Origin of the sequence: Methylomonas sp. LW13, assembly GCF_016865255.1 — a bacterium.
GTDB lineage: Bacteria > Pseudomonadota > Gammaproteobacteria > Methylococcales > Methylomonadaceae > Methylomonas.
On the sequence record NZ_CP033381.1, the window covers coordinates 4,984,347 to 5,011,325 of the forward strand.

At 52.3% G+C, this 26,979-nt stretch carries 31 protein-coding genes and 1 riboswitch; of the genes, 20 read left to right on the forward strand and 11 right to left on the reverse strand.

The window, feature by feature from the left end:
• Nucleotides 1-46: 46 nt before the first annotated feature.
• The gene (locus tag JL719_RS22715) at nucleotides 47-1,531 is read right to left on the reverse strand and encodes a leucyl aminopeptidase (protein ID WP_033156819.1); all 1,485 of its coding nucleotides are present in this window, start codon (nucleotides 1,529-1,531) and stop codon (nucleotides 47-49) included.
• Between the two features lie 91 nt (nucleotides 1,532-1,622).
• Between JL719_RS22715 and lptF the strand changes: the two genes are divergently transcribed.
• Together lptF and lptG are read left to right on the forward strand one after the other, a co-directional pair.
• The gene (gene lptF / locus JL719_RS22720; RefSeq protein ID WP_033156820.1) at nucleotides 1,623-2,756 is read left to right on the forward strand and encodes an LPS export ABC transporter permease LptF; all 1,134 of its coding nucleotides are present in this window, start codon (nucleotides 1,623-1,625) and stop codon (nucleotides 2,754-2,756) included.
• Entirely contained in the window at nucleotides 2,753-3,823 is a 1,071-nt protein-coding gene (lptG, locus tag JL719_RS22725) for an LPS export ABC transporter permease LptG (protein WP_084153292.1), read from the forward strand. Before lptF ends, lptG begins: the two co-directional genes overlap by 4 nt.
• Nucleotides 3,824-3,891: 68 nt before the next feature.
• Here lptG and JL719_RS22730 read toward each other — a convergent pair whose 3' ends face one another.
• Genes JL719_RS22730 through JL719_RS22740 form a run of 3 tightly spaced genes read right to left on the reverse strand, consistent with a single transcriptional unit; the run spans nucleotide 3,892 to nucleotide 4,982 of the window.
• Complete coding sequence (locus tag JL719_RS22730) at nucleotides 3,892-4,278, reverse strand: hypothetical protein (RefSeq protein WP_033156821.1); 387 nt, start codon at nucleotides 4,276-4,278, stop codon at nucleotides 3,892-3,894.
• Between the two features lie 59 nt (nucleotides 4,279-4,337).
• Nucleotides 4,338-4,763: an RDD family protein gene (locus JL719_RS22735; RefSeq protein ID WP_225892932.1), complete on the reverse strand. Its 426-nt coding sequence runs from the start codon at nucleotides 4,761-4,763 to the stop codon at nucleotides 4,338-4,340.
• 39 nt (nucleotides 4,764-4,802) lie between these two features.
• A complete protein-coding gene (locus JL719_RS22740) occupies nucleotides 4,803-4,982 on the reverse strand; it encodes a hypothetical protein (protein WP_020483849.1) in 180 nt (59 codons plus the stop codon).
• Nucleotides 4,983-5,309: 327 nt separating this feature from the next.
• Between JL719_RS22740 and pcnB the strand changes: the two genes are divergently transcribed.
• The 5 genes from pcnB (at nucleotide 5,310) to panD (ending at nucleotide 9,250) form a co-directional block, all read left to right on the forward strand.
• Nucleotides 5,310-6,620 (forward strand): polynucleotide adenylyltransferase PcnB, encoded by a 1,311-nt coding sequence (gene pcnB, locus JL719_RS22745; protein ID WP_033156823.1) that lies wholly within the window; start codon nucleotides 5,310-5,312, stop codon nucleotides 6,618-6,620.
• The gene (folK, locus tag JL719_RS22750) at nucleotides 6,607-7,110 is read left to right on the forward strand and encodes a 2-amino-4-hydroxy-6-hydroxymethyldihydropteridine diphosphokinase (RefSeq protein WP_033156824.1); all 504 of its coding nucleotides are present in this window, start codon (nucleotides 6,607-6,609) and stop codon (nucleotides 7,108-7,110) included. Before pcnB ends, folK begins: the two co-directional genes overlap by 14 nt.
• Entirely contained in the window at nucleotides 7,107-7,916 is an 810-nt protein-coding gene (panB, locus tag JL719_RS22755; protein ID WP_033156825.1) for a 3-methyl-2-oxobutanoate hydroxymethyltransferase, read from the forward strand. The genes folK and panB overlap by 4 nt, the downstream gene beginning before the upstream one ends.
• A 4-nt stretch (nucleotides 7,917-7,920) precedes the next feature.
• A complete protein-coding gene (gene panC, locus JL719_RS22760) occupies nucleotides 7,921-8,772 on the forward strand; it encodes a pantoate--beta-alanine ligase (RefSeq protein WP_033156826.1) in 852 nt (283 codons plus the stop codon).
• Between the two features lie 97 nt (nucleotides 8,773-8,869).
• On the forward strand, nucleotides 8,870-9,250 hold the full coding sequence (panD, locus tag JL719_RS22765) for an aspartate 1-decarboxylase (protein WP_033156827.1): 381 nt from the start codon (nucleotides 8,870-8,872) through the stop codon (nucleotides 9,248-9,250).
• A gap of 48 nt (nucleotides 9,251-9,298) precedes the next feature.
• On the opposite strand, the gene fliW is transcribed toward panD, so the two are convergent.
• Nucleotides 9,299-9,757, reverse strand: a complete 459-nt coding sequence (fliW, locus tag JL719_RS22770) for a flagellar assembly protein FliW (protein WP_033156828.1) — start codon at nucleotides 9,755-9,757, stop codon at nucleotides 9,299-9,301.
• 139 nt (nucleotides 9,758-9,896) lie between these two features.
• A riboswitch (cobalamin riboswitch) is annotated at nucleotides 9,897-10,114 on the forward strand.
• A gap of 119 nt (nucleotides 10,115-10,233) precedes the next feature.
• Between fliW and JL719_RS22775 the strand changes: the two genes are divergently transcribed.
• The 4 genes from JL719_RS22775 (at nucleotide 10,234) to cobD (ending at nucleotide 14,699) form a co-directional block, all read left to right on the forward strand.
• On the forward strand, nucleotides 10,234-12,057 hold the full coding sequence (locus tag JL719_RS22775; RefSeq protein ID WP_051670006.1) for a TonB-dependent receptor domain-containing protein: 1,824 nt from the start codon (nucleotides 10,234-10,236) through the stop codon (nucleotides 12,055-12,057).
• A gap of 19 nt (nucleotides 12,058-12,076) precedes the next feature.
• Nucleotides 12,077-12,652 carry a hypothetical protein gene (locus JL719_RS22780; protein ID WP_033156829.1) on the forward strand — a complete coding sequence of 192 codons (576 nt, stop codon included), beginning with the start codon at nucleotides 12,077-12,079 and terminating at the stop codon, nucleotides 12,650-12,652.
• Between the two features lie 117 nt (nucleotides 12,653-12,769).
• Complete coding sequence (cbiB, locus tag JL719_RS22785; protein WP_033156830.1) at nucleotides 12,770-13,687, forward strand: adenosylcobinamide-phosphate synthase CbiB; 918 nt, start codon at nucleotides 12,770-12,772, stop codon at nucleotides 13,685-13,687.
• The gene (gene cobD, locus JL719_RS22790; RefSeq protein ID WP_051670008.1) at nucleotides 13,674-14,699 is read left to right on the forward strand and encodes a threonine-phosphate decarboxylase CobD; all 1,026 of its coding nucleotides are present in this window, start codon (nucleotides 13,674-13,676) and stop codon (nucleotides 14,697-14,699) included. Before cbiB ends, cobD begins: the two co-directional genes overlap by 14 nt.
• On the opposite strand, the gene JL719_RS22795 is transcribed toward cobD, so the two are convergent.
• Nucleotides 14,670-15,392, reverse strand: coding sequence for a hypothetical protein (locus JL719_RS22795; protein WP_033156831.1), 723 nt, complete (start codon nucleotides 15,390-15,392; stop codon nucleotides 14,670-14,672). The two genes, cobD and JL719_RS22795, sit on opposite strands and share 30 nt — an antisense overlap.
• 216 nt (nucleotides 15,393-15,608) lie before the next feature.
• Nucleotides 15,609-16,403, reverse strand: coding sequence for an RMD1 family protein (locus tag JL719_RS22800; RefSeq protein WP_033156832.1), 795 nt, complete (start codon nucleotides 16,401-16,403; stop codon nucleotides 15,609-15,611).
• 106 nt (nucleotides 16,404-16,509) lie between these two features.
• Here JL719_RS22800 and aroG point away from each other — a divergent pair, with 106 nt between their 5' ends.
• The 6 genes from aroG to trmB all read left to right on the forward strand — a co-directional run bounded on the left by aroG (nucleotide 16,510) and on the right by trmB (nucleotide 21,013).
• Complete coding sequence (gene aroG, locus JL719_RS22805) at nucleotides 16,510-17,589, forward strand: 3-deoxy-7-phosphoheptulonate synthase AroG (protein ID WP_033156833.1); 1,080 nt, start codon at nucleotides 16,510-16,512, stop codon at nucleotides 17,587-17,589.
• Between the two features lie 3 nt (nucleotides 17,590-17,592).
• Nucleotides 17,593-18,570, forward strand: a complete 978-nt coding sequence (gene thiS / locus JL719_RS22810) for a sulfur carrier protein ThiS (protein WP_033156834.1) — start codon at nucleotides 17,593-17,595, stop codon at nucleotides 18,568-18,570.
• 293 nt (nucleotides 18,571-18,863) lie between these two features.
• A complete protein-coding gene (locus tag JL719_RS22815; protein WP_033156835.1) occupies nucleotides 18,864-19,064 on the forward strand; it encodes a (2Fe-2S)-binding protein in 201 nt (66 codons plus the stop codon).
• A gap of 4 nt (nucleotides 19,065-19,068) precedes the next feature.
• Nucleotides 19,069-19,386: a hypothetical protein gene (locus JL719_RS22820; RefSeq protein ID WP_033156836.1), complete on the forward strand. Its 318-nt coding sequence runs from the start codon at nucleotides 19,069-19,071 to the stop codon at nucleotides 19,384-19,386.
• A 185-nt stretch (nucleotides 19,387-19,571) separates the two neighbouring features.
• Nucleotides 19,572-20,093, forward strand: a complete 522-nt coding sequence (locus JL719_RS22825) for a hypothetical protein (protein ID WP_033156837.1) — start codon at nucleotides 19,572-19,574, stop codon at nucleotides 20,091-20,093.
• 230 nt (nucleotides 20,094-20,323) lie between these two features.
• Nucleotides 20,324-21,013: a tRNA (guanosine(46)-N7)-methyltransferase TrmB gene (trmB, locus tag JL719_RS22830; protein ID WP_033156838.1), complete on the forward strand. Its 690-nt coding sequence runs from the start codon at nucleotides 20,324-20,326 to the stop codon at nucleotides 21,011-21,013.
• Nucleotides 21,014-21,086: 73 nt separating this feature from the next.
• On the opposite strand, the gene JL719_RS22835 is transcribed toward trmB, so the two are convergent.
• From JL719_RS22835 to bamD, 3 genes are read right to left on the reverse strand one after another with little or no spacing between them, the layout of a single operon-like run.
• Nucleotides 21,087-21,641 (reverse strand): DUF2058 domain-containing protein, encoded by a 555-nt coding sequence (locus tag JL719_RS22835; protein ID WP_033156839.1) that lies wholly within the window; start codon nucleotides 21,639-21,641, stop codon nucleotides 21,087-21,089.
• A gap of 54 nt (nucleotides 21,642-21,695) precedes the next feature.
• Nucleotides 21,696-22,916, reverse strand: a complete 1,221-nt coding sequence (locus tag JL719_RS22840) for a hypothetical protein (RefSeq protein WP_033156840.1) — start codon at nucleotides 22,914-22,916, stop codon at nucleotides 21,696-21,698.
• A 3-nt stretch (nucleotides 22,917-22,919) separates the two neighbouring features.
• On the reverse strand, nucleotides 22,920-23,765 hold the full coding sequence (bamD, locus tag JL719_RS22845) for an outer membrane protein assembly factor BamD (RefSeq protein ID WP_084153293.1): 846 nt from the start codon (nucleotides 23,763-23,765) through the stop codon (nucleotides 22,920-22,922).
• A gap of 83 nt (nucleotides 23,766-23,848) precedes the next feature.
• Between bamD and rluD the strand changes: the two genes are divergently transcribed.
• Genes rluD through JL719_RS22860 form a run of 3 tightly spaced genes read left to right on the forward strand, consistent with a single transcriptional unit; the run spans nucleotide 23,849 to nucleotide 26,385 of the window.
• Nucleotides 23,849-24,802: a 23S rRNA pseudouridine(1911/1915/1917) synthase RluD gene (rluD, locus tag JL719_RS22850; RefSeq protein WP_033156841.1), complete on the forward strand. Its 954-nt coding sequence runs from the start codon at nucleotides 23,849-23,851 to the stop codon at nucleotides 24,800-24,802.
• The gene (pgeF, locus tag JL719_RS22855; protein ID WP_033156842.1) at nucleotides 24,783-25,508 is read left to right on the forward strand and encodes a peptidoglycan editing factor PgeF; all 726 of its coding nucleotides are present in this window, start codon (nucleotides 24,783-24,785) and stop codon (nucleotides 25,506-25,508) included. The genes rluD and pgeF overlap by 20 nt, the downstream gene beginning before the upstream one ends.
• Before the next feature lies 1 nt (nucleotide 25,509).
• Nucleotides 25,510-26,385, forward strand: coding sequence for a ZIP family metal transporter (locus tag JL719_RS22860; RefSeq protein WP_033156843.1), 876 nt, complete (start codon nucleotides 25,510-25,512; stop codon nucleotides 26,383-26,385).
• Nucleotides 26,386-26,459: 74 nt separating this feature from the next.
• On the opposite strand, the gene JL719_RS22865 is transcribed toward JL719_RS22860, so the two are convergent.
• Entirely contained in the window at nucleotides 26,460-26,924 is a 465-nt protein-coding gene (locus JL719_RS22865) for a hypothetical protein (protein ID WP_033156844.1), read from the reverse strand.
• Nucleotides 26,925-26,979 lie beyond the last annotated feature (55 nt).

The window sequence follows — 26,979 nt, forward strand, 5'->3', positions numbered from 1 at the left end:
CTTTCGCGACACCGGATCACCGCGAAAGCCTCTGTTACGCTCGGCCTTAAGCCGAGGCGCGGTTTAGCAAATACTGGCTTACCAGCGGGACCGGCCGGCCGGTTGCGCCTTTGTTGGCGCCGGTGCGCCAAGCGGTGCCGGCGATGTCGATATGCGCCCAGCGGTATTCTTCGGCAAATTTGGATAAAAATACCGCTGCCGTGATGCTGCCGCCGTCCGGGCCGCCGATGTTGGCCAGATCGGCGAAGTTGGATTTTAGTTGCTCCTGATATTCTTCCCAGATCGGCATGCGCCACACCAAGTCGCAGGCGGCATCGCCGGCGCTCAGCAAATCGTTGCAGAGTTTGTCGTCGTTGCCGAACAAGCCGCTCGGTACCCGGCCCAAGGCGACGATACAGGCGCCGGTCAAGGTCGCCATATCAATGACCACATCCGGGTTATATTTCTTTGCGTAGGTGAGCGTGTCGCACAAAATCAAGCGGCCTTCAGCGTCGGTGTTCAGGATTTCGATGGTTTTGCCGGACATGCTGGTCCAGATGTCGCCGGGTTTGTTGGCCGCGCCATCCGGCAGATTTTCCGAGGCCGGAATCAAGCCGACGATGTTCAGTTTCAGATTCAACAATGTCGCCATGCGCACCAGACCTAACACGCTGGCGCCACCGCACATGTCGTATTTCATTTCGTCCATGCCCAGGCCGGGTTTCAAGGAAATGCCGCCGGCATCGAAAGTTAGACCCTTACCGATCAAGACAATGGGTTTGGCGTTGCTGTCGCCGCCTTGGTAATCCAGACAAATCAATTTAGCAGGCTGACGGCTGCCGCGCGATACCGACAGAAAGGAGCCCATGCCCAGGGCTTCCATGTCGCTTTCTTCCAAAATCTCGCAGGTGAGTTTGTCGTGCTCGCCGGCCAGAGCCAGGGCTTGCTCGGCCAGATGCGTGGGCGTGCAGATATTGCCGGGCAGGTCGGCCAAGTGTTTGGCCAATTCCATGCCTCTGGCGATGGCGATGCCTTGTTGCAGGCCCGATTCGGCCAAAGCTTGTTGACTATCGTCGGCCACTACAGCCAGCTTTTGCAGCGGATTTTTGTCGTCGACTTTTTTGGTGGCGCTGTATTGGTACAGACCATCGTTGAATACTTCTACAACTTGGCGGGCTTTCCATTGGCTGTCCGCACCGTTGACGTCTATATCTAGCAGTGCGCAGCTGGCGGCGCTGACTTTACTGTCCTTGATGATTTTGATCGCAGCCGCCAAGGCTTTACGGTATTGCTTGCGCGTGACCTTGCCGCGCTCGCCAAACCCGAGCAATACGATGCGAGCGATATTGCCGTCGGGCAGGTTATTGATCAATAAGGTTTCGGCGTTTTTGCCCCTGATGTCGCCGCGGCCGATTAATTTGCTCAACAAACCGCCGAATTGGCTGTCCAGTTGGGTTGCCGCCGGGCTGAGTTGTTGATTTTCGTAGATTCCGACCAGCAGACAGTCGCTTTGCAGTTTGTCTAAGGGTGAGCTTTCTATAGAATAGTCCATGAGAGTAGTCTGTAAGTATCTGGGATTGAGGGGTTGCGCCGGATGCAGCGGTCTGTGGTTCGATTATACCTTAGAAATTAGGAGTGAGTTGTTGAGCATTGAGCGAGGATTACCCAGCGCGGGCCGGCCTTTCCGGCTGTTGACGGTGCTGGATAAAATGATAATCAAGGAGCTGTTTCACACCGTCACCGCCGTGTTGGTCGTGTTGGTGGTGATCATCGTCAGCCGCAAATTTATCAAGGTATTGGCGCAGGCCATCGAAGGCAATATCGCCAACGATACGGTGATGACCTTACTGGGTTTGAAAATCGTCGTCGCCACGACCACCTTCCTGCCCGCCGCGCTGTTCATGGCGGTATTGATGGTATTGGGCCGCATGTACCGCGAGCAGGAGATGGCGGCAATTTCCTCGGCCGGCGGCAGCGTGTTTACCATTTATCGGGCGATATTCATGCTGGTCATACCGTTAAGTCTGGCGGGTATGGCGCTATCGATGCTGGCTTCGCCGTGGGCGGAGGCCAAAACCGAGCAGTTGATGCATCAGGATAAACAAAATGCCGATATTCGCGGCATCGCTGCCGGCCGCTTCAGCGAGTACAGCGACGGCGAGTTGATTTTTTACACCGAAAACGTCGATGACGAAGGCCGCATGCACAAGGTGTTCGTGCAAAACAAACAAGGCGACAAAGCCGGCGTGGTAAACGCCGAATACGGTTGGTTGAAAAATTTGCCCGGCGGCTTGTATCTGGTGTTGGAAAATGGCGAACGGATTCAAGGCGTACCGGGTAACAAGAACTTCACCATTGAGACATTTAAAGAATATGCCGTGCTGATCGAAAAAAAGGTCACCATTTTGAATTTGGGCCGCGAGGCTACTACTACCGAGAATTTATGGCTGTCTCCGGAACTGCGCGATGTCGCCGAGTTACAGGATCGTTTCAGCACGCCGTTAGGGGTTATTTTATTGGCTTTTCTGGCAGTGCCCTTAGCTAAGCTGTCGCCGCGCGGCGGCATATACGGCAGTATGCTGGTGGCTTTTGGGATTTATTTCGTTTACGGCAATTTGCAGAGGGTCAATCACAGTTGGGTAATCAGCGGGGCGCTGCCCTCCTGGCTGGGCTATTTCTGGGTGGACGCCTTGTTACTGGTCTTGGGTTTGTTAATGTTGATGCGTTTGTACGGCTGGCAATGGTTGTCGCAAAGTCTTAAGGAGAAGCTGTCATGATCAACGTATTGACCATTTACATCGTCAAAGAAGTCGTCAAGGGCTCCTTAATTGCGGTGATATTGTTATTGACGCTGTTCAATCTGTTCAGCTTCAGCGACGAGTTAAAAGATTTGGGGCAAGGCGGTTACGGCTTGAAACAGATTTTATGGTTTTTGACCTTAACCTCACCACGGGTATTTTACGAATTGGTACCGTCGGCGGCGTTGCTGGGTAGCTTGTTCGTCGTGGGCTCGATGGCGAATAACCGCGAGATTGTAGCGATGCGCGGCGCCGGTTTATCCATCGCCTGGATTATCAGAACCATTATGCTGGCAGGCTTGCTGTTGGTAAGCGTTGCCGTACTGGTGGGCGAGTTCGTCGCGCCGTCTTGCGAACGCGCCGCGCAAGTGCTGAAAACCACGGCGCTGCACGACGGCGTGGTGATGCGCTCGCAATACGGGATGTGGCTGAGAGAAGGCAATAGCTTTATCAACGTCCGCAAAATTCTCGACGATGGCTCGCTGGCCGATGTACGCATTTACGATGTCGACGATGCACATAAACTCGCCCGCATCACTCAGGCCGAACATGCGCAGTTTTTAGGCGACAAACAATGGCGCTTGGAAAGCGTCAAACAATCCGAAATCAATCGGCAGCAAATTTATGCCGGCACTCAAGCAGAACAAAGCTGGAAATCCAGCATCGACTCGGATTTGTTGAAAGTGGCCGTCGTTAAATCCGACAACCTGTCGCTTTACGATTTGTTCATGTACATCGACTTCCTGAAGCAGAACAATCAAAAGTCGCAAAGTTACGAGTTGGCATTCTGGAGCCGTTTAATCAACCCGTTTGTAACCTTTGTGATGTTGATGGTGTCGGCGCCATTTGTGATTGGTATCGGTCGCGGCACCAGCACCGGCGCGCGGATTATGATGGGTATCGTGATCGGGATGACGTTTAACATTTTCGACAAGATTGCCGGCCATGTCGGTTTGGTTTACGACATGAATCCGATGTTGATGGCGATGTTGCCGAGTGCTTTGGTGTTTTTAGGCGCGCTGATCGCGGTTAAGCGGGTCAGCTAGGCGGCATAGTTGTCTCTCCACGGACCGGAAACCCCTTGCTTCCGTTCCGTGGAGCGTTATCACGGCAGTTATTTGCGCGTCATGAACAAATAAAGAAACTTACATTTCAAAATCGCATCTTTTTCGTCCATTTCCACCACCGCGCAATCTTCGTATTTTTCCCGGCCAGGTGTGACTTGCTTTTTTATCACGCCGTCGGCCACGCTATATTTGATTGGGATGGTCATTTCCCCGATGCCGCTACGCGCATCTTCACCGGTGGTTATCAAGGTGCCGTCTTTTTGAAATTCCCAAGTGACGTGCAAGGGCTTCTTTTCGCGGTCGAGAGCCAGGGCTTCGTGAGTGACCTGCCATTTACCCAGTAATTTGGAGTTATCCGCCAGTTTGACTTCGGCATTGGCGGTGCCGGCGGCAACGGCGGCAAACAGGGAGAAAAGTATTGTTATTGTTTTCATCGTATATTCCCGGCTGGTAGGTTGATCGAGCCTGGAATATAGCATATCCGCTTTTGCCGTCAGCGCTTTTCTTCCTGAAAAACCAGCCGGGTTTTTGACAGGTAATCGTGCCAGCATTGGCCGTTTTTATCGAATAGGCACCAGAAAAACCCTAGCCCCAAGCAAGCCCAGGATAATAAACCGCCAACGAAGCGGACGCTGGCTTGCTGCCAATTGGGAGAGCGACCATCCAAGGCGCTGACTTTAACTTTCCAGGCGCGCAAACCCAGGGTCTGGCCGCCGTGGGTCCAAAACCAGCCATAGAAAACAAAGCTGATGCCGAGCAGATAAAGTGGATAAAAAAACTGATCGCTGGCAAATGCTTGGCCGGCGTTAAAAGGCAGAGCGATGGCCGTGGCGAAAAACCATATCGCCAGCAGTAAGAAAGCATCGTAACCAGCAGCCGCCAGCCGACGCAAAAAACCCGGAGGGGACGGTAAATCCACGCCGGGTTTTGGGGTGCTTGCTTTAGCGGATTGTCGCAATTATTTGTCGAAAATCGCTAGTTTTTGCCCCATGTACATGCTCATGCCCACCAGCGCGCCGATCATGACAATTGAAAATAAAAAGGGCGGTCTATGGAAAACCAATAATGCGAAATCGGCGACGAATAGACTAGTAAATACAGGCTGGTCTACAAAACCCAGTAAAATTTTTTTAAACATACGCTCCACTCTCCGATATAAATTCCCCGTCACCGGCCTAAGGGCGACAAGTACAGCCAATTTTTATGTTATTACACCAAAATATTCGGCGAATGGCGAAATTCTACATTTAACCCAAGGGAATGTAAAAGAATGTGCTGGATTGAGCTTAAATCTGGCGAGGTGTTATGATAAGACCGCTAGGACGTTCGCGCCCGAAGCCTCGAAAAAGCTGGCACACGTCATTCTAAATTAAGGGATAAAGTCATTTTTAGTTTCTTCAAAAAAATCTTTTCACCGGATGAGCAAATTGCCGAACCGGTTAATGAATCGGCGGGGTCGAGTGCCGTGAAGATTTATCCGCGTTCAGAGCATTGCATTTCTCGTGCACAAATCAGCGAAAACGCCCTGAAAGTGCTGCAACGCTTGAAAAAGGCCGATTACGAGGCCTATTTGGTGGGCGGCTGCGTCAGGGATTTGCTGCTGGGGCGGGAGCCTAAGGATTTCGACGTGGCCACTAACGCCAGCCCGGAGCAAATCAAGCAAGTATTTCGTAATTGCCGAATTATTGGCCGGCGCTTTCGACTGGCGCATGTGTTTTTCGGCCGCGAAATTATCGAGGTGGCGACGTTTCGCGGTTCCGAATCCGAAGAATCTGACCAGCAAGTCGTTCATGAAGACGGCCGGTTATTGCGCGACAACGTGTTCGGCACGCTGGAACAGGATGTCTGGCGCCGAGATTTCACCGTCAACGCACTGTATTACAATATCCGCGATTTTTCCGTGGTGGATTATACCGGCGGCATGCAGGATCACGCAGCGGCTGTCATGCGTCTCATCGGCGACCCGGAAGTACGCTATAGAGAAGACCCGGTGCGGATGCTGCGCGCCATCCGTTTTGCCGTAAAGCTGGGTTTTACGTTGCATCCGGATACCGAAAAGCCGATTTACGCCCAAGCCGATTTATTGAAGAGCATCCCCTCGGCGCGTCTTTACGATGAAGTCATTAAATTGTTTTTGTCCGGTTACGGTCTGCAATCCTTCGAGATGCTCAGGCATTACGGTTTGTTTGCGATTTTGTTTCCGGAAACCGACCGCTGCCTCGCCAGCGAAGATCACGATTTTCCGCGCTTGTTCTTGATCCGAGCCTTGGAAAACTCCGACACCCGCTTCAACGACGGCAAAACACTGACGCCTTATTTTTTATTAGCTGCCTTGTTGTGGGAGCCGCTGCAATTGGCCGCGCAAAGACGCATCGCCCACGGCGAAAACGAAACGCTAGCCTATCAGAACGCCGCCAACGAAGTGCTGACCAGACAAATCAAGGTCACTGCGCTACCGCGCCACATCACCCAATCGATGCGCGAAGTTTGGTTCTTGCAAAACAAATTCTCCAGAACGGTTGGGCCAAGGCCTTATCGTTTGCTGGAGCAGCCTAAATTCAGAGCAGCGTACGACTTTTTGCGGCTACGCGCGGAAACCGGCGGCGCCGATCCGGAACTGGTCGAATGGTGGACACGTTTTCAGGAAGCCGACGATGCGGAGCGGGAAAGAATGACCGCGCCGCCAAAATCCGGCGGCGGTAAACCCCGTAACCGGAAAACCGGTCGTTACCGTTCTCGAGGCAAACCCGCCCCCGTCGGCAATGACGCTAGCTAAGTCAGCTGTCGAGGCCTATATAGGCTTGGGCAGCAATCTCGAAGACTCTGTCGATCATGTCAATCGGGCCAGACAGGAAATCGCGGCCTTGCCAGGTGTGGTCGAAATTGCCTTCTCGCCCTTGTACCGCAGCTTGCCGGTTGGGCCGCAAGATCAGCCCGATTACGTGAATGCGGTGCTGCGAATTTCGACCGAGCTGGGACCTTTGGTTTTGCTCAGACAATTACAGCAAATCGAAAACCAGCATGGCCGGCTGCGCAACGTGCGTTGGGGAGCCAGAACCCTGGATTTGGATGTATTGCTTTACGCACAACAGCGCATTAACGAACCGGACCTGATTGTGCCGCATCCGGAGCTGTCGAAGCGCGCCTTTGTGTTGTACCCCTTGGCCGATGTAGCAAGCAGCGATTTGACCATTCCGGGCTTGGATTCGTTGCCACAACTCTTGGCGGCTTGTCCTCCCGGCGGTTTGCGGAAAATAGCAGTATGAACTTATATGCCGATGCCTTAAAGGCGCTGACGATCAGCGATCTGGCGGCAATGAAACGAGCCGGCGAGAAAATCAGTTGTCTGACTGCTTACGATGCCAGCTTCGGCGCGCTGTTGGACAGAGCGGGTATCGACGTACTGCTGATCGGCGATTCGTTGGGCATGGTGATACAAGGACACGGCAGCACCTTGCCGGTCACACTGAGCGATATGGTGTATCACAGCCGTAGCGTGGCAATGGCCAGGAAGCGAGCTTTTGTGGTTACCGACTTGCCGTTTGCCAGTTACGCTACACCGGAGCAGGCATTGCTGAATGCGGCAAGCTTGATGCAGTTGGGTGGCGCGCAAATGGTCAAGCTGGAAGGCGCCAAGCTCGACGTCATTCGCTTTCTGGTGGATCAAGGCATTCCGGTCTGCGGCCATCTAGGTCTGTTACCGCAATCCGTAAATCGCTTAGGCGGTTATAAAGTGCAGGGTCGTGAAGAACAGCAAGCCAAACAAATTTTGGCGGATGCGGAAAAAATCGAACAAGCCGGCGCAAGCCTTTTAGTGCTGGAATGCGTGCCGGCGCGACTGGCCGCCGAAATAAGTCAGCGCCTAAGTATTCCGACCATAGGCATCGGCGCTGGTGTTGATTGCGATGGCCAGGTGTTGGTGCTGTACGACATGTTGAATATCAGCACCGGCAAGCGGCCGCGCTTTTCTAAAGACTTTATGGCCGACGCCTCCAGCATAGAAGAGGCGGTGCGCCACTATCATCAAGCGGTTAAATCCGCGCAATTTCCAGCGTCCGAACACAGTTATTAAGCGTATGCAGATAGTCACCAGCGTCGCCGCCTTGAGAGAAGTCATCCGCCAATGGCGGCAAGCCGGCCATAGCGTCGGTTTCGTGCCGACCATGGGCAATCTGCATGCCGGGCATATCAAACTGGTTAGCACGGCCAAGCAACAGACCGATAAAGTGGTGGTCAGTATTTTTGTCAATCCCACGCAGTTTGGGCCGAACGAAGATTTTGCCAGTTACCCGCGCACCGAGCAGCAGGATCAGGAAAAGCTGATAGCCAGCGACGCCGATTTACTGTTCTTGCCGGCGGTGACGGAAATGTATCCGCAAGCCACGCAAACCGGCATTTCAGTCAGCGGCTTGTCGGCCCTGCATTGCGGTTCCAGCCGGCCCGGACATTTTGACGGCGTAGCCTTGGTTGTTTGCAAGCTGTTGAACATGGTCCAGCCCGACCTGTTGTTGTTGGGCGAGAAGGATTTTCAACAACTGACGCTGATTCGGCAAATGGTCGCCGATTTGAATATACCCGTTGCAGTCCAGGGCGTGGCAACGGTTAGGGAGGACGATGGCTTGGCGATGAGTTCCCGCAACGGCTATCTGACCGACCAACAAAGACAGCACGCGCCCAAGCTCTATCAAGCCTTGATCGCTGCACGCGACGAGATTTTAGCAGGGCATGTCGATTATCCAGCTGTGGCGGAACGGCAGCGCCAAAATCTGCAGCAAGCCGGTTTTGCCGTCGACTATTTCAGCATTTGCCGTAGCAAGGATTTATTGCCCGCCAGCACCTGCGACGCTAATCTGCTGATTTTGGCTGCTGCCAAGCTGGGCACTACTCGCCTGATCGATAACTTGTATTTTTCTAAAATAAACAACTGACTGCGTTGGTTTTTACCTTTGAAAGCTAATGCTTAAATTTGATAGCAGAGTCAATTTCAGGCATAATCGCCGGCCCTAGTATTCGACCTTGTTTACCATGAACATAAACATGCTTAAAGCTAAGTTACACCGTGCGCGGGTAACGCATTCCGAGCTGGATTACGAAGGATCGTGTGCTATAGACGGTAAAATTTTGGATTTTTCCGGCATCAGGGAGTACGAGCAAATCCATATTTACAATATTAACAATGGTCAACGCTTTACCACCTATGCGATTCGCGCCGAAGAAGATTCCGGCGTATTTTCGATTAACGGTGCAGCTGCAAGGTTGGCGTGCCCTGGCGATTTGATTATCGTTTGTGCGTTCGCCAGCTTAGACGAGAAGGAACTGACGAACTACAAGCCGACTTTGGTGTATTTCGACGGCAACAATCGTATTAGCCATTCCAGTCATTCCATTCCTGTTCAGGCCGCCTGATTTAAACATCCGCCGGCAAACGCAATCGCCGGTGGATGTTTGCATTTTTTAAGCTTCAGATACATCTATCTCACTGACCTTCTCGGTCAGGGTGATGCTTTGTTCGATTGCCACCAATACTTTTTGCATGCCGATGCGTTTGTTGGCGTTGATTAAGATTGGCGATTTGATCGAGCCTTTAATGGTCGGCTTACCATTATCCTGCTCGTTGTCTTTGTGTAGCAGAATTAATATCACCAGTTCGTCGCCCGGCTCTAGTTGCAGCAGCGCTTCTTCGGGGTCGGTTACCGTAAAGTTATAATTGATGTTGAAGTGCGACGGATGAGCCGCGGAAAAAGTCAGCTCCGCGTTATCGACCGATTGCAGCCAATAGACAATCTCGCTGCCTTCCTGATGAAATAATTTAAAGCGGGTCTGATCTTCAAAACCGGGTAGGCCGCGCGGAAAATTGATGATAGTGTCCGGATTGATGTCTTGGTTGCCTAACAATTTCGATTGAATTTCCATGATCCCGCCCGTATTCGTTGAAGTCTAAGTTAACAGCATTAATCAATGCACCAATGTATAGCACGGAAAGGGGTATTTGCAATGCCGATTGTGGGCGACCCGCTCGGACACTCTTGCTTTATCATGCCCGACTCCCTAAAATTGCGCGTTTCTTTCAGGTGTTTGCGCCGCTTTCTCGGCCAAGCTTAAACAGGAAGTCGGTGCGGCGGTTTTAACCGCCCATGCCGGCGCTGCCCCCGCAACGGTAGATAAGTAAAGAGCTGCGTTTTTGCCACTGTGCGCTTTGCATGGGAAGGTCGCAGATCAGGCCTCAAGCCACTTATAAGCCCGGAGACTGGCCCGGAAGATCATTCGAGACAGCGGAGGGCTGTTGACGGAATGGTCTGAGTCCATGCCTAGCCTGCCTCCGTCTTTTTCGTTTTCCGTTTTTCCTCTGTCCTTTTTCACCCGGATGCGCGGCGGGCGCAGAGGATAATATGCAAACAATTCTATACAGATCTTTATTGCTGGCGAGTACGCCTTTTACAGTGTGGGCGGCGACTAGCGATGAGGCTATCAACCTTGCTGAAACAGTCGTGACGGCTACCCGAACCGAGACTCGGCAGAACGAATTAGCCACGGCGATGACGGTTTATAATCGTCAGGACATCGAGAAACTTCAGGTCAGAACCCTACCCGAATTACTAAAAGGCACGCCGGGTGTGGACATGGTGCAAAGCGGTGGTTACGGCAAGGACACCAATCTCTATCTGCGCGGCACTAACTCCGATCATGTACTAGTTTTAATCGACGGCATCAAGGCCGGCTCGGTGACCACCGGCACCAGCGCATTTCAGTTTATTCCTATAGATCAAATCGAACGTGTGGAAATCACTCGAGGCCCGCAGTCCAGCCTCTATGGCTCGGAAGCGATCGGCGGGGTGATTCAGATATTTACTCGCAAGGGCGGCACCAGTGAACGGCCGAACATTGCGCTGGAAGCCGGCGGCGGCTCATACGACACCTATAACGGCTCGGCGGCCGTCAACGGTAAATGGGGCAAGGCTTGGTATAGCTTGAGCGCCGCTCAACTCGGTAGCCAGGGCATCAATGCGCTGAGCGGTGTCAGCGTCGCGAGCGGCTATAATCCGGACCGCGACGGCTATAACAACACCAGTCTGAATGCCAAAGCCGGTTACCGCTTCGACAACGGCGCGGAACTGGAAGCATTTTTCCTGCGAGCCGAAGGCGAAACCGAGATCGACAACTCCATCAGTAGCACCACTGAGTTTGTCAATCAGACACTAGGAGCCACAGCCAGCGCAAATTTCAGCGATAGATGGAAATCCACTTTGCGGGTGGGACAAAGCATGGACGATGCCGATCAGTTTCGGCATAACGGTCGGTTTACCAGCCGTTTCAACACCACGCGCTGGAACGCCAGTTGGCTGAACGAACTGGCCTTGCATAAGGATCACCAATTGACAGTGGGCGCCGATTACCGCTTCGACGAAGTCGACAGCACCACACGCTATGTCGAAACCTCGCGTTACGATGTCGGAGTGTTCGCTGATTTGCACAGCCGGATTTTCGACAAGCATTTTTTGAACGCTTCCTTGCGGTGGGACGAAAACCAGGCTTTCGGCGATAGTGTCACCGGCAATTTCGGCTGGCGGTTTAATTGGGATTACGGTCTCAGCGCTTTTGCCAGTTTCGGCAATGCGTTTAAGGCGCCGACCTTTAACCAGTTATACTTCCCAGGCTTCGGCAACCCCGGCTTGCGTCCGGAAAAGTCCACCAGCTTCGAAGCCGGTTTTGCCGGCCATCACGATTGGGCCAACTGGGAACTGCGCGCTTATCACACCAATATCGAGGATTTGATTGTATTTAGCGGCACGCCGTCCACCGCCAGAAATATCGGCAAGGCGCAGATAGACGGCATAGAAGCCGAAGTGTCCGCGCCAATTTTCGGCTGGAACAACAAACTAAGCATGAACCTGATGACACCGAAGGACAGGCAGACTAATTTGCGCCTGCCGCGTCGAGTGACGGAAAGCTTGTCCTATGATGTCTCGCGCTCGTTCGGTGACATTGATATTGGTGCCTCCGTGCTGGCTCAGAGCGAACGATTCGACGACGCCGCGAACCGGGTCCGTCTGGGCAGCTTTATGACCGCCGATCTGCGTACCGCTTATCGCATCGACAAAAATTGGATGTTAAGCGCCAAACTGAATAATATGTTCGACAAACGCTATCAAACGGTTAACACCTATAACAGCTTCGGCAGAAATTTCTATTTTTCGATCCATTACAATTATTAAACCTTTTTTGGAGAACCCTATGAGTTTGAATCAAACCTTGGCTGTTAAACCCAGCGCGGTCGCGTTGATGGCCCTGATGGCCGCCACCCGCTTTCACCATTTCGGCACCCCATTCGCATTGCCGGACGCTTCATTGGCGGTGTTTTTTTTCGCCGGCTTATGGCTGGGCGGACGCTATTTGTTCGCCTTACTGCTGGCGGAAGCGGTGCTGATTGATTACTTGGCGATCACTAAACTCGGTGTCAGCGATTTTTGCGTGTCAAAAGCTTACGGGTTTCTGGTGTTTTCTTATGGCGCAATGTGGCTGGGTGGCAAATGGTGCCGACAATTCACTGGGTTGTCGATAGCCACCTCCGCGCAACGCCTGATGGCTCTAGTAGCGGCTACATCCATCGCGTTTCTGTTTTCCAACGGCAGTTTTTACTGGCTATCCGGACGCTATCCCAACGGCTCATTCGCGCAATATATTGAGCGCGTTGCGATGTATTATCCGCCTTATCTGACGTCCACCTTGATCTATGGTGTGGTCATTTTTGGCTTGGTAACTGTCGTAAAATCCTTACTGGCTGCCAAAGCCACTCGCGAAGCCCTCTAACAGCATTCCAGAATCCAGCGCGGCGATTTTCATCGCCGCGCTGGTCATGAATATGTCGGCCAATATGCCCCTTTCCGCTCTCCCAGATTTGCAATACCTGTTTATCCAACGTAAATCATGATTCTCACCCTCAGCATTTTGTTGGCTGTAGCCATCGATTTTTGGCTGGGCGAGCCGCGCAATACTTATCACCCGCTAGTGATGTTCGGCAAATGGGCTAGCGCTGTAGAAATGCGGCTGTTAAACAACGAGCAATCGGCTTTTCGTCAACGAGTCAGCGGCTTTTTGGCGGTGGCGATAGTCTTAATTCCCTGCCTGCTCTGGTTGCGGCTTGTACCGAGTTGGCCACCGCTGCAAACTACAATCGATGTACTGGTTTTGTATTTTTGTATCGCGGCCCGCAGTTTGCAGCAACATGCGCTGGCCGTTCATTCCGCCTTATCGGATAGCGATTTACCGTTAGCGCGGCAAAAGGTGGGTAAAATCGTCAGCCGTCAGACCGAAGCGATGACCGAGGCCGACGTGCGCCGTGCGACTATCGAATCGGTGCTGGAAAACGGTGCCGACGCGGTGTTTGCGCCCTTGTTCTGGTTCGTCGTATTGGGGCCGTTCGGCGCCTTGCTCTACCGCTTCAGCAATACCCTGGATGCCATGTGGGGCTATAAAAGTCAACGCTATTTGTACTTCGGCTGGGCGGCTGCCCGCTTCGACGATTTGTTGAATTGGCTGCCGGCACGCTTGACGGCCTTGAGCTATGCCCTGCTCGGCAACACTGCACAGGCTATCAAGTCCTGGCGGACGCAAGCCCATCTACTGGACAGCCCTAACGCCGGACCGGTGATGACAGCTGGCGGCGGCGCACTGCAGTTGCAGCTGGGCGGGCCGGCTTGTTATCACGGACAACTGAAACAAAAACCCTGGTTCGGCGGCCCACAACTACCGGAAAACGGCGATATTACGCGCGCCTGCAACCTGATGTACCGGACTCTACTGTTGTGGTTGATCGTGATCGCTGCGGGAGATGCCCTTGCTTGAACATGGCGGCCGCTTGCGACAAGCCGCGAGCCAATATGCCATTCCTTTGGCCGACTGGCTGGATTTGTCCACCGGCATCAATCCCAACGGCTGGCCGGTGCCTGCGATTCCAGCCGCATGCTGGCAACGCTTGCCGGAAGACGATGACGAGTTATTAGTGGTGGCACGCGCTTACTATCAGAACGACTCCTTGCTGGCGGTAGCCGGCTCGCAAGCGGCGATTCAAGCGTTACCTTTGTTACGGCCGAAATCACGAGTGGGCTTGCTGCACCCTGCCTATGCCGAGCATGCCGGCAGTTGGCAAAAAGCGGAGCATCAAGTTGTCAGAGTCGAAGCGGAGGCAATAGACGACCGGCTGGACGAGTTGGATGTGCTGATTCTGGTCAATCCCAATAATCCCACTGGCCGGCTATGGAACCGGCAACAGCTATTGAATTGGCATGAAAGTCTTAGCCGGCGTGGCGGCTGGCTACTAGTCGACGAAGCGTTTATCGATAGTTTGCCCGCCGAATACAGTCTGGCACCACTACCTGTGCGGCCGGGTTTGATAATATTACGGTCTGTCGGTAAGTTTTTTGGTTTGGCCGGCATCCGTTGCGGCTTCGTGATTACCCAGTCGGACTTATTAGCGAAACTTGCTGAGCGGCTTGGGCCCTGGGCTATCAGCCATCCAGGCCGTTATGTCGCTGCACTGGCCTTGGCTGATCGAAGCTGGCAATCCGCCGCTGCTGCATCGTTAGCGAAGCAGGGGCAACGACTACAGCAGCTATTGACCGACAGCGGTTGGCCACCCAGCGGTGGATGCGATTTATTTCAATGGGTGAAGTGCGAGCAGGCAGCTAAGCTGCACGATTTATTGGCTGGGCAGGGTATTCTGACCCGCTTGTTTCAGGAGCCGGCCAGTGTGCGTTTCGGCTTACCGAAGGACGAGTCAGCCTGGCAACGCTTGACCCAGGCAATGACTCATCCTGATATCAGGCAATTAAGCGTGTTTGCGCATCCGCAAACCTAATCCGGCGATAACGCTTGCAAATAACCACGCCGCGCCGGGTAGCGGCACAGGGGTAAACACGTGAGTGTCGACAATGTCACTGGCGGTAATGACACCAGCGCCACGAAAATCTTCGCTGTCACCTAATTTTCGGTTAACTTCAAAAACCAAAAACTTCAAATTATCGGCAAATGCTAAGCCAAACAGGCTGGGCAGTTTAGTCGGATCAAGGTCTACCCCGCCCAGTAATAGCTGATCAAAAAAACCTGTCACCGAAAATTCCGCACCGGATACCAAAAGACCACTGTCATCGTATTGGTTGCTAGCCGATTCCATATGAAGGGTCAGGATGTCATAAGTGCCCGGCATTACTTGAGTACTGGTAAACCCCTGACTGTTTATCTGAGCTTCGCTGACGGTGGCGTTGTCGACGATATTTAGCACAGCGTGGTCGTTATCGATCGCCAACGCTTGTCCATTAGCTAATATGGAAAGCGGAGCACTTAGCGAATAGCCCAAACGTAAACTGGCGGATTCGCTGCCTGACGCCGGAAAAACGTCGCTGGAGCTCGGTGACAAAGCATCGACCGTTACTTGTCCTGAAAAATTGCCGGTGCTGAAATTGACGAAATCGCCTGAAAAAGTAAATTCAAGAGCCGCAGTCGCGTTAGCCGAATACAAAAACGTCGCTAATAGGGCAGATAGTATTTTCATGGTTTGTCCTTAAAGTAAATTTAGTGATGCGACTTCTTAGACTTAGCAGCAAAACTAAGCGGAGACGCAGGGGATACCAATATTTTTGTGAGCGAGTTCAATCTCTGGACCGATTATCGCGGCAGCCGGTCGATACCGTCAACCCTTGATTTTCCTGGGCAAACGTTAGCTTGCTGCAAACCCGGTGCCGAAATGGGCCGCTGAGAGTTGGGCTAACTAAAAAAGCTTGTCCAAAATCGACATCACGATTTCCACGGCAATCAGCCAGATAATGATCCACTCCAAGGCTGAGGAATGCTGGTGTTTTTGTTCATCTGCCAGCATTTCCAGCAGCTCGTGTATCGTCTCAAGCTTTTTTGACAATACGTCGGTGCGTTGCTGAATTTCCAGATAATTGGCCGCCATTGAATAAATATGCTGGTATTCGGGATGTTCCCAAAAAAATTCCGGGGTATCCAGCAGATCATAATTGAGGATGATGTCGCTCTTGGTCAGAAACAGCTGGCCGCGGATCATCGCCATGGTTTTGCGATTCAGCTTGATTTTGCCTTCCCGCGCCAGCGATTGCGGTAAATGGCTGGTGGCGCGAATGGTGTCGATGGCGTGGCCTTCGAACGCCGCTAATTTGATCGATTGCGCCATCGCGTGCGAAAGCGCCAACAGCACTTTGAAGTCGGCAGATTGCAATTCGATATGATCGTGCTGAATCCGGTCCTGCTCGCAACCTATTTCATAGCTGAAATTGTCTTCCTGCGGTTCGGCGTCGGGTTTAATCGCGTAATCCAGCAATAAATCCTGCAAGGCGCGGCGGTCGTCGAGATTCAGGTTCCAGCACACCATCACGCCATAGGCAAACACAATCGCGCAGCCGGTTTTGTAATCGACCACCAAAGCGTTTCTAAATAGTTGCGCGCGGGTGGTATCCAGCAGTTTTTCCCGCAATTGCGCGAATTCGAACGATTGCGCCAGGCACACCGTCAAGCAGCGTTTAATGGGTCTGTCGTCTGTCATGTCCGTATTTTCTCAAGTCGGTTTCGGCATTAGTTTGTAACACCGACAGGCAAAACGGTTAAAATAGCCAATTAATTCCTCTACTGAAAGCGTATTGCTGAGTGTCATGCCAACTAACTATAACACCGATGATTTAAGAATTTGTGAAACCAAGGACGTGGTGGCGCCGATTCAGGTTCATGAAGAAATCCCGATGACCGAGCAAGCCGCAGCCACCATTCTGCATGCCAGGGAAGCGATTCACAACATTCTGACCGGTGCCGACGACAGATTGCTGGTGATTATCGGTCCTTGCTCCATCCACGATCCGGCAGCGGCAGTGGAATATGCAGGGCGCTTGAAACTGATCATGGACGAGTTGAAAGACGACCTGGTGATCGTGATGCGGGTTTACTTCGAAAAGCCGCGGACCACGGTAGGTTGGAAAGGCTTGATCAACGACCCGGATTTAAACTCCAGCTTCAACATCAACAAAGGCTTACGGATGGCCCGTCAAGTATTGTTGGATGTGAATAATCTCGGCGTGCCGGCCGCCACCGAGTATCTGGACTTGATCACGCCGCAATACGTCTCCGACTTGATTTCCTGGGGCGCCATCGGTGCCAGAACCACCGAAAGCCAGGTGCATCGCGAGTTGGCATCCGGCTTGTCTTGTCCGGTCGGCTTCAAAAACGCCACTGATGGCGGGATACAAATTGCGATTGACGCGATCAATGCGGCAATGAGTCCGCATCATTTCTTGTCGCTCACCAAAGAAGGTCGCTCGGCGATTTTCTCGACGCGCGGCAACGAAGATGCCCACATCATTCTGCGCGGCGGCAACAGCCGGCCGAACTATGACGAAGTCAGCGTCGATCAAGTCGCCGAAGGTCTGGAGAAAGCCGGGTTACGCCCAAACATCATGATTGATTTCAGTCACGCCAACAGCCTGAAAAAATACCAGCGGCAAATGTTGGTGTCCGAGGATGTGGCCAGCCAAATTCGCGGCGGCGACAACCGCATCATCGGCGCGATGGTGGAGAGCCACTTGGTGGGCGGCCGTCAGGATGTCGAAGAAGGTAAACCGCTGACTTACGGCCAAAGCATCACCGACGCCTGCCTGGGTTGGGACGATAGCGCCGAATTGTTACATCATCTGGCCGGCGCCGTGGAACGCCGCCGTGCCGCCAATACACACAAGGTTTAACGTATGAAAATACAGGTCAATGGCGATCATCGCGAGTATGGCGAAAACGCCACCGTTGCCGACGTAATTGCCGATTTGGGCTTGACCGGCAAACGCATCGCCGTGGAATTGAACAAGGAAATTTTGCCTTTTACCCAGCACGCCAGCCAACGCTTGCAAGCTGACGATAGATTGGAAATCGTACAGGCTATCGGCGGCGGCGAAGACGATTATTTCACGCTGGCCGGCAAACAATACCGCTCGCGTTTGTTGGTCGGTAGCGGCAAGTACAAGGATCTGGAAGAAACCCGCCTGGCCACCGAAGCCAGCGGCGCCGAGATTATCACTGTCGCGATTCGCCGCACCAATATCGGCCAGAATCCCGGTGAACCGAGCTTGCTGGACGTAATTTCGCCTGATAAATATACGATTCTACCCAACACCGCCGGCTGCTACACTGCCGAAGATGCTGTGCGGACTTGCCGGCTGGCCCGGGAGTTATTGGGTGGCCACAAACTGGTCAAATTGGAAGTATTGGCCGACCAACTGACCTTGTTTCCGGATGTAGCCGAAACCTATGTCGCCGCCGAATTGCTGGTCAAGGAAGGCTTCGACGTGATGGTCTACACCAATGACGACCCGATTGCCGCCAAGCGCCTGGAAGAAATCGGCTGCGTGGCGGTGATGCCGCTGGCCGCGCCGATTGGCTCCGGTCTTGGCATCCGTAACCCGTATAACATTCTGACCATCGTCGAAAACGCCAAGGTACCTATCTTGGTCGATGCCGGCGTCGGCACCGCCTCCGATGCAGCCATCGCCATGGAACTAGGCTGCGACGGTGTGTTGATGAACACCGCGATAGCCGCTGCGAAAAATCCTGTATTGATGGCTTCGGCGATGAAAAAAGGCATCGAAGCCGGCCGCGAAGCCTTCCTGGCTGGACGGATGCCGCGTAAACGTTTTGCTTCGGCCTCTTCGCCGATTGATGGGTTGTTTTTGTAATGGGGACTCTGTGGAACTATCAGAGCGGTTGGTAATAAAACTTCTGATTTTAGCGATTACTCTTGGGGTCTATTTTTTATTAAAAACTATAATCCCCAATTTGGAATTCGAGAGTTTGCACAAGAAAGTAATACTGATAGTTGCAGTAACTTCAATTGGATTTTTTATCTTTGTAACTTTTAAATACGGAATGTAGGTTGGGTTAGCCCAATAGGGCGTAACCCAACAAACCGAAGCCACTGCCTAAAGACATACTCTGTAGAATTTGAGTTGATACGCTTAAAATCCTTATCATGACCGCCACCAAACCCAATACTGAAAACGACGTGCTTTGCTATTGCAGCGGCACCACCGAGCAGCAAATCAAAACCCTGCTAGCCGAGGGTATCGTAGATCCCGAAAGAATCTCCCGCATCACCGGCGCGGCATCCGGCTGCGGTGGCTGCGAATTCGAATTTCAGCACCTCATATCCGAGTACGGTCAAAAAACGTAAGACAATGGCCTGCTGTGACGATCCTACCGAACCCAAAAAACTCGACCGCCGGGAGTTGATCCGACTCCAAGAGCAATATGGAGAATTGGTGAGGGATTTGTTTACCGAAGATCCGGAAAAGGTCGTTTTGAAGCTGTTAAACGACGCCAATGCTTATTTGACAGAGTTGGCGGCCTTGCATGCCCATCATCCTTCTGTGCGCTTAAAAGCTATTGAGTTGTTGGCAAAACCTAGCATTCCTGTGTTGCAACAAATTTTAGAAAAAGAGCCGTATTCCCCGTTCGGCATGGCTGCGCAAACCCGGTTGGCACAATTACGATAGATCATTCGCTTACAAGTGCGTTGAATAGCTTGATACTTGTATTATCTCAACTACATTAGTGAAGCACTCAACTTAGACTGGTCAAAATCTTGGTAGCATTCTATCAAGCAGTTCGCGCACGGCTTGTGGTGATACCGGCAAAAGATCAGTCGCTTCTCCCATCTTAAAGTCTTAAGGATTTCATCATGAAATTGTCGACAGTTACAATTGCGGTACTAGCGTCTCTAGTATCTGGAAATTTATATGCAGACCAATATATATGCAAAAATATCAGCGGAACAATACAGCCGTCCACCGCTGACCCGGATTGCAATATTCTAAAATTCAAGGATCGCCAGTTTCCCGATTTAACTTTTTTGGGACCACTACCGCCCGGCGCACCACCGGTGTGTTTTATCGGCACCTTAACCGCCACATTTGGTAAAAACCTGAAGCTGACCGGAACGGCGTTCTCCGGGCTGTTTGCAAATGGGCTTGGTCAATTAACCGGGGCGTCGGCAATTAAGCTGAGTGCCGGGGCAGTTGATCTGGGGCGGGTTTTTACTAAGGATCTGATTTTTAACCCTGAAGGTGCGACGACAGAATTATTAACGGTAGTTGGTGGCAGCAAAACTTTTAAAGACGGTAGGGGACAATTTGAAATTACCGGCAACATTCTTTACGAGAGCGCACCATTTACCGGCCAGTTGTGTATAGAGGACGACTGATTCGGTTTGTACAATTTAGATAAATGCGTTTTTAATCTGTGTTTTTCGGCGACTTATCGTTGACGAAAAACACTCTCTTTTGCTATCGGAATACCGCACTAATTTGATGGTCAAATTGAAATAGTTACAGGAAACCCTTCTCGCTTACATGGGCAGACTGATGTTTAAACTTCAGCTGATATACTCCGCTACCAATATTTAGCTTCACCTGATTAATCTTCGCTATTCCAATGATTGAACCCCAAAAAATCGACCCCGCCCGCATCAAAAGCTTCATCCGTCGCCAAGGCCGCGCGACTGCCGGCCAAAAGCAAGCACTGGAAAGCCATTGGGATAAATATTGCCTGTCGCCGCAAGCCAACTTCGATGCCGAGCAAGCCTTCGGCCGGCAAGCGCCGTTGATTGTCGAGATCGGTTTCGGCAACGGTGACAGCCTGGCGGCGATGGCTGAGGCCAATCCGGATTTGAATTATCTGGGGATTGAAGTGCACCGCCCCGGCGTCGGCCATTTGATGATGTTGCTGGAGCAGCGCGGGATTAACAACGTGCGGATTTACCACCACGATGCCATCGAGATTCTGGAGCAAAAAATTGCCGACCATAGCCTGGCCGGCGTGCATCTGTTTTTCCCCGACCCTTGGCAAAAGCGCCGCCATCACAAGCGTCGCATTGTCCGTCCTAGCTTCGTGGACTTGCTGAACAAGAAATTACTGGCCGGCGGCTATTTTCACGCCGCCACCGATTGGGAGCATTACGCCAAGGACATGCTGGGGATTTTGTCTGCCGGCACCGGCTTGAAAAACAGCAGCCCGAGCAACGATTTCTGCGAGCGGCCGATTTATCGGCCCTTAACCAAGTTCGAAAACCGTGGCCTGGGTTTAGGTCACGGGGTTTGGGATTTGATTTTTCGGAAGATTTGAGCGAATCGAGAGACTACGACACGTTCGCCGAGCGGAGCCGAAACAATTGCCGGCTCCGCTCAACTGGCTGTTTTCACCACATCAAATCGTCCGGAATCTGAAACTCGATATACGGGTCGTCGGCGGCAGAGACATCTTGCGTCGCTTCGTTCAACACCACAATACTACCCGCATCCCGAGCCTGCACTTTGCGGGCGACCTCCGCCGGCACGATCTCATAATGACTGTCTATTTTGGCGATGCCGGCCCGGCCGTTGATCAAGGCCTCCCGCACTTTTTCAGCCACGTATAGGGTTTTGACTTTGTTGTCGTCGGTGAAGTTGTAAGCCAAGCCGTTCGGATCCAGCGCGATACGGTTCATTTCGACGATTTGCTTGATTTGCGCCCCCAGGGCCTTTTGTTCATCGGCCAGCTTGCGCTGCCGATTCAGTTCTCGGTCGCGCTCCACCTGTTGCTGGCGCAATTGCTCCGCACTCAGCTTAACCTCATCGATGGTCTCGACGCCATTATTGCGTTCCAATTTGGTTTGTTTACGCTTCTCGGCTTTGACTTGTTTGAGCTTAGCGTCGTTGCTGAGGCCGGATTTAAGCAGTTGTTCTTGCAGGGATAGGTTTTGCGGTTTTTTCATGGCTAGACAACGGTTTAGCGAGATTAAAATTCAAGGTCAGCATAGTATAAAGCGTTACTGGCCCAGCATCTTGCCGGTAGCGTATTGCCACCAGCTTAGCGGCTTGGTCAGCGGCACCTCGCAGCGGTCGTAACCTTGGTATTCGATGCCGCGGAAGATGTCCTCACGTAGCCATTGATAAGCGGCCGGCGCGCTTTGTTGCAAGCGTTCCGGAATTAAAATGTATTGCGCCACCAACTCGGCCAACTTTTCCTGGGTGGTGCCATCGTAACGGCCTTCGTTGACTTCGCCCAAATACTCGAACGCCTCGAACCATTTCGAAGGCCACAATGCCAGCTTAGCCTCGGCGATGATTTTCATGATGTCTTCGTCGTTGGAAATCTTGTGGTACTTGTAGAAAAAATACAGATCGTCCTGGCCGTTCCAAAAATGAAAGTTGTCGATGGTGTGGGCGATTTCATGCACGACGATAGGCAGCCTAAAATCCACCAGATATTGCACGCCGATGTCGCGATAGGTGCCGCCTTCCTTGCCCTTGTCGAAGGCCTTGACGGTAAACACGATCAGGTTTTGACCGCTGAATACCTGAGCCACGGTCTGCGAGCGAAAGCCTATGCCCGGCACCAGCGTCAACGGATGAGTATGATCCTGCCAGATGCTGTTTTTGTAGTCTTCTTGAAACGCATCGCGAATCAGTTCCTGCATCACCGTGGGTTTATCGGCGATTTCCTGTTCCAAATTATCTACCGGCTTGGCTTTGCTGATGCTTTGTCTTAAAAAGGCCGGGATCTTACGAATCGCTTTTTCGAACAAACGCAGATGATCTAAGTTGAAGCGTCGCACTTCGTAGCGATAGTCGTCGCTGTGTTTGACCACGGTTTTGGTGTCGTAGAACAAGGCCAAGGCCCGCCAGGCGGCTTCGCGGTCGTCCCAATATTTTTCCAGTACGCAGAGTTCGCCGGCGATATTGTTGGCGCAGTCTTCGCGGTAATCGGCCAAGTCGTCGAGATGATCCTGGTTTTTATGATCGGTCAGCACCGCCACCGCTTGTTTGCGCAAACCGGGATGGTTTGTTTCGTAAAAACGGATGATGTCAGCTAGGGCCGCAGTAGGGGTAAAGTGTTGCTGGCTGGTAGCGCAGACCAGTTCAGTGTTCTGCGACAACGTGAAAAAGCGGTTTTGAAACAGCGGTACCGGCTCGGCTGCGTATCCAAAGCCGGCATTTAACAGCAGCCAGCCTAAGCAAGCAGGCCGCAACAAGGTCAAACGGCGCAAGTTTTATTTATCCAGGCCCATGGCGTCCCACACTTTTTGAATGGCGCCTTCATCCTTGTAATTGGCTTGCGGTGCGCCGGCGGGGTAATTCAAGGTATAGATTCGTTCGGCGTCGGCGGCCAACTCGTCCATGCCCAACTGCCGATAACCGTCCTGCATGATTTGCAAGGCAAACGGCACCGCCGGGGTGCGTTGATATTCCTTGATGATGTAATTAGCCCGGTTAACAGCGGCGACATAGGCTTTACGGCGCATGTAAAAGTCGGCGACATGGACTTCGTACATTGCCATATTGTTACGGAGTGCGATCATCCGCAGTTTGGCATCGGCAACATATTGGCTATTGGGATAGCGGCGGATCAATTCCTGGAAATTATCATAAGAATCTTTGGCCGGACCGGGATCGCGTTGCGAAGAGTCCGTGGGCAGAAAGCGGTCTATAAAGCCGATACCGCGGTTGTAATTGATCAGGCCTTTTAGATAATAGGCATAATCGACATTGGGGTTGCGTGGATGGATTTTAATGAAGCGGTCGGCGGCGGCTAAGCCCGCTTCCGGATCGTCGTTTTTATAGTAAGCGTAAGCAACATTTAATTGCGCCTGAGCCGCATAGTCGCCGAACGGATAACGCGATTCCAGCGCTTCGTAAAGAGTCACCGCTTTTTGATAGTTTTTATTGTCCAGCGCTTCCTTGGCTTTTTCATGAAACATCTTGTCGTCCCAGCCGGCGTATTCTTCGTCTTTGCTAGCGGAAGAATCCTTGCTCATAAAGGCATCCAGGGTCTCGCAGCCTTGCAGCGTCCAAGCCAGACAGGCGATAAAAACGGTTTTTACTAAAACTAATCGCATACGTTTATCAACACGTTGTAATATTGCGGGTTTTTTGCAGCTTTTGGCGGCATTCTGGCCGCGAGTATAACTTAAAAACGACTATGACGATATTGACGGCAAGGGTTCCCGAGGAACTGGCGGGTATGCGACTGGACCAGTGTCTGGCCGAAGTGTTTCCGGATTATTCGCGCAGCAAACTGCAAACCTGGATCAAAGCCGGCCGGGTATTGGTGGATGGTGAGGTTATGAAAGGCCGCGAGAAATTGGACGGCGGTGAGGAAATCGAGCTGGATGCCGAAGCTGAGCGCGTGATCGAATATGCGCCTCAGGAAATCCCGCTAGACATTGTTTATGAAGACCGCTCTTTACTCATCGTCAACAAACCGGCCGGTTTGGTCGTGCATCCGGCGGTCGGCAACTGGGACGGCACTTTAGTTAATGCCTTGCTCAATCACGCCCCCAATCTGGATACCCTGCCGCGTGCCGGCATCGTGCATCGCATCGACAAAGACACCAGCGGCTTGCTGATGATCGCCAAAACCTTGCAGGCTCATAACAGTCTGGTCGAGCAGCTACAGGCACGCAGCATCCATCGTGAATATCTGGCGCTGGTAAAGGGCTGGATGACCGCCGGCGGCACGGTCGACGAACCTATCGGCCGCCATCCTGTGGACCGTAAACGTAATGCCGTAGTAAAGCGCGGCGGTAAAGAAGCGATTACCCACTACCGGCTGGAACAACGCTTTAAGCGCCATACGCTGATTCGCGTCAAGCTGGAAACCGGCCGGACGCATCAAATTAGAGTACATATGTCGCATATCAATTATCCGCTGGTCGGCGATCAAGTCTACGGCGGCCGCTTCCAAATGCCGGCTGACTGTAATCCCGCGTTGGCAGAGGCCTTGCGCAATTTTAAGCGCCAAGCCTTGCATGCCGCGAAATTGGGTTTGGAGCATCCTGAGACCGGCGAGTATTGCGAATGGGAACAACCCATCCCCGAAGACATGCAAAATCTGTTGAAATTATTGGCCGAAAATGAATTGGATCAAGCCTGATTGGCCGCTGCCGGCGCATGTGCATGCCGCCGTCACCTTGCGCACCGGCGGTGTCAGTACCGGCCCTTACGCCAGTTTGAATCCGGCCAGCCACGTCAACGACGACCCGCAGCACGTCAAAACCAACCGCTACATCATCAAGGACATGCTGCAACTACCAACGGAGCCGGTCTGGCTGCAACAGGTACATGGAGTGCGGGTAGTGAATGCCGATGAAACCGACAGTTTGGCAGAAGCCGACGCCAGTTTCGCCGATCAGCCCGGCACGGTATGCGCGGTACTGACCGCCGATTGTCTGCCGGTATTGTTCTGTGGAGACGATGGCGAAGTGGTCGCCGCCGCCCACGCCGGCTGGCGCGGTTTGCAGGCCGGTATCATCGCCGAAACCCTGTATGCGATGAGTTGTCAGGATGTGCATGTTTGGCTGGGGCCGGCGATAGGCCCGGATAATTTCGAAGTGGGTGACGAGGTGCGGGACGCTTTTATTCAAGACAACCCGATTACCGCCGTCGCATTTCGCGCGCGACAGCCTGGCAAGTGGCTGGCGGATATTTACCGGCTGGCACGTATTAAACTGGCGGAACTGGGTGTGGAACACGTTTATGGCGGTGACCTATGCACCGTCGCCGATCCTCAACGTTTTTACTCGTATCGCCGTGACGGCGCGAATACTGGCCGCATGGCCAGTTTGATCTGGAGAGACTAATTTGACTGTATTGTTGTCGATTATCTTGTTTACCGCGCTGGGTGGAGTGCTTAGTGTTCTGGCTGCTGCGGTGTTTTTATTACTGCCAGAACACAAACAAAAGCATGTACTGCCGCACGGCATCAGTTTTGCAATTGGCGCGTTGTTGACCGGCGCGTTTTGCGGATTGATCCCGCATGCTTTCGAGGAAGTGCCGGTCGAGGATATGTCCACACTCTCGGCTACGATTTTAGCAGGCATCCTATTGTTTTTTGTATTGGAAAAACTCCTGGTCTGGCGCCATTGCCATTCTCACGCTTGCGAAGCCCACGGCGAAGAATCGCACGATGATCATCACCACGAACACGGCCATACGCATTCAATCCAAGCGGCCGGCCACCGCCCCGCCGGGATGTTTATCATTCTCGGCGACAGCATCCATAATTTTGTCGATGGCGTGTTGATCGGCGCGGCATTTTTAACCGATGTGCAACTGGGTATCGTCACCAGCTTGGCGGTGGCCGCGCATGAAATTCCGCAAGAAGTCGGCGACTTCGCGATATTGCTGCACAGTGGCTACAAGCGCGGTGAGGCCTTGTTTTACAATGTTCTTGCCAGCTTGAGCACGGTGGTTGGCGGCGTATTGGCGTATTTCAGTCTTGGCGACCTACATCACATCTTGCCCTACTTTTTAACCCTGGCGGCTTCCAGTTTTATTTATATCGCGGTTGCCGATTTAATCCCGTCTTTGCATCAGAAGACCGACATCAAAACCTCATTACAACAGATTGGTTTTATTTTGGCTGGGGTGGTGTTGATTTTGGTGATGCAAGGCATAGCGCATCGATTTGAAGGGAAAATTGACGGGGATAGAGTCGAGCAAACTGGTATCGTTTAATTCAGACTTTATAGGGTCACGATTCTGCTATCTCTTCGGCATACGGGCGAAACTTAGGTTGCCAGCACCGTGGCTTAGTAATCGTAAGCGTCGTCTCGTAATCGGCGGCTAATTTGATAGATGTTTTCGGTATCGAATACATTCGTGTAAGCGGCGGCTTGCCCTTCATGCTTGATATTGCAACGCCGTTCGCCTTTACGCTTTTCCAGTATGTCTGTCGATACCGGCTGCTGCGTTAAGCGTCTGTCGTTTTTGTGCGAACGTATAAAATATTCTCTGACTTCGACGACTTTATTTTTGAAACGCTTGCCATGCAGTTTTTTGATGGCAAGCTTACCGGCTTTGTCATCGTCAATAAAAATACGGCCATGAAACGACAGTACATTGGTCTTGATATTTTTAAGACAAAAGATGTCGGTTTTTAGAATATTGCCAAGCTTGAAGGGAAGTAACAGGCAAAACCTGAGAGCGGGGGCGACAAAGTCTCCCAACTCGCTTTCTTGCGTAATCGACGGGATATTTTTAATAATCAATATCATAAAGACACTCTGGTAGTACTTAGCTGTATCCCAAGGCTGGTTAATACGGTTTGGG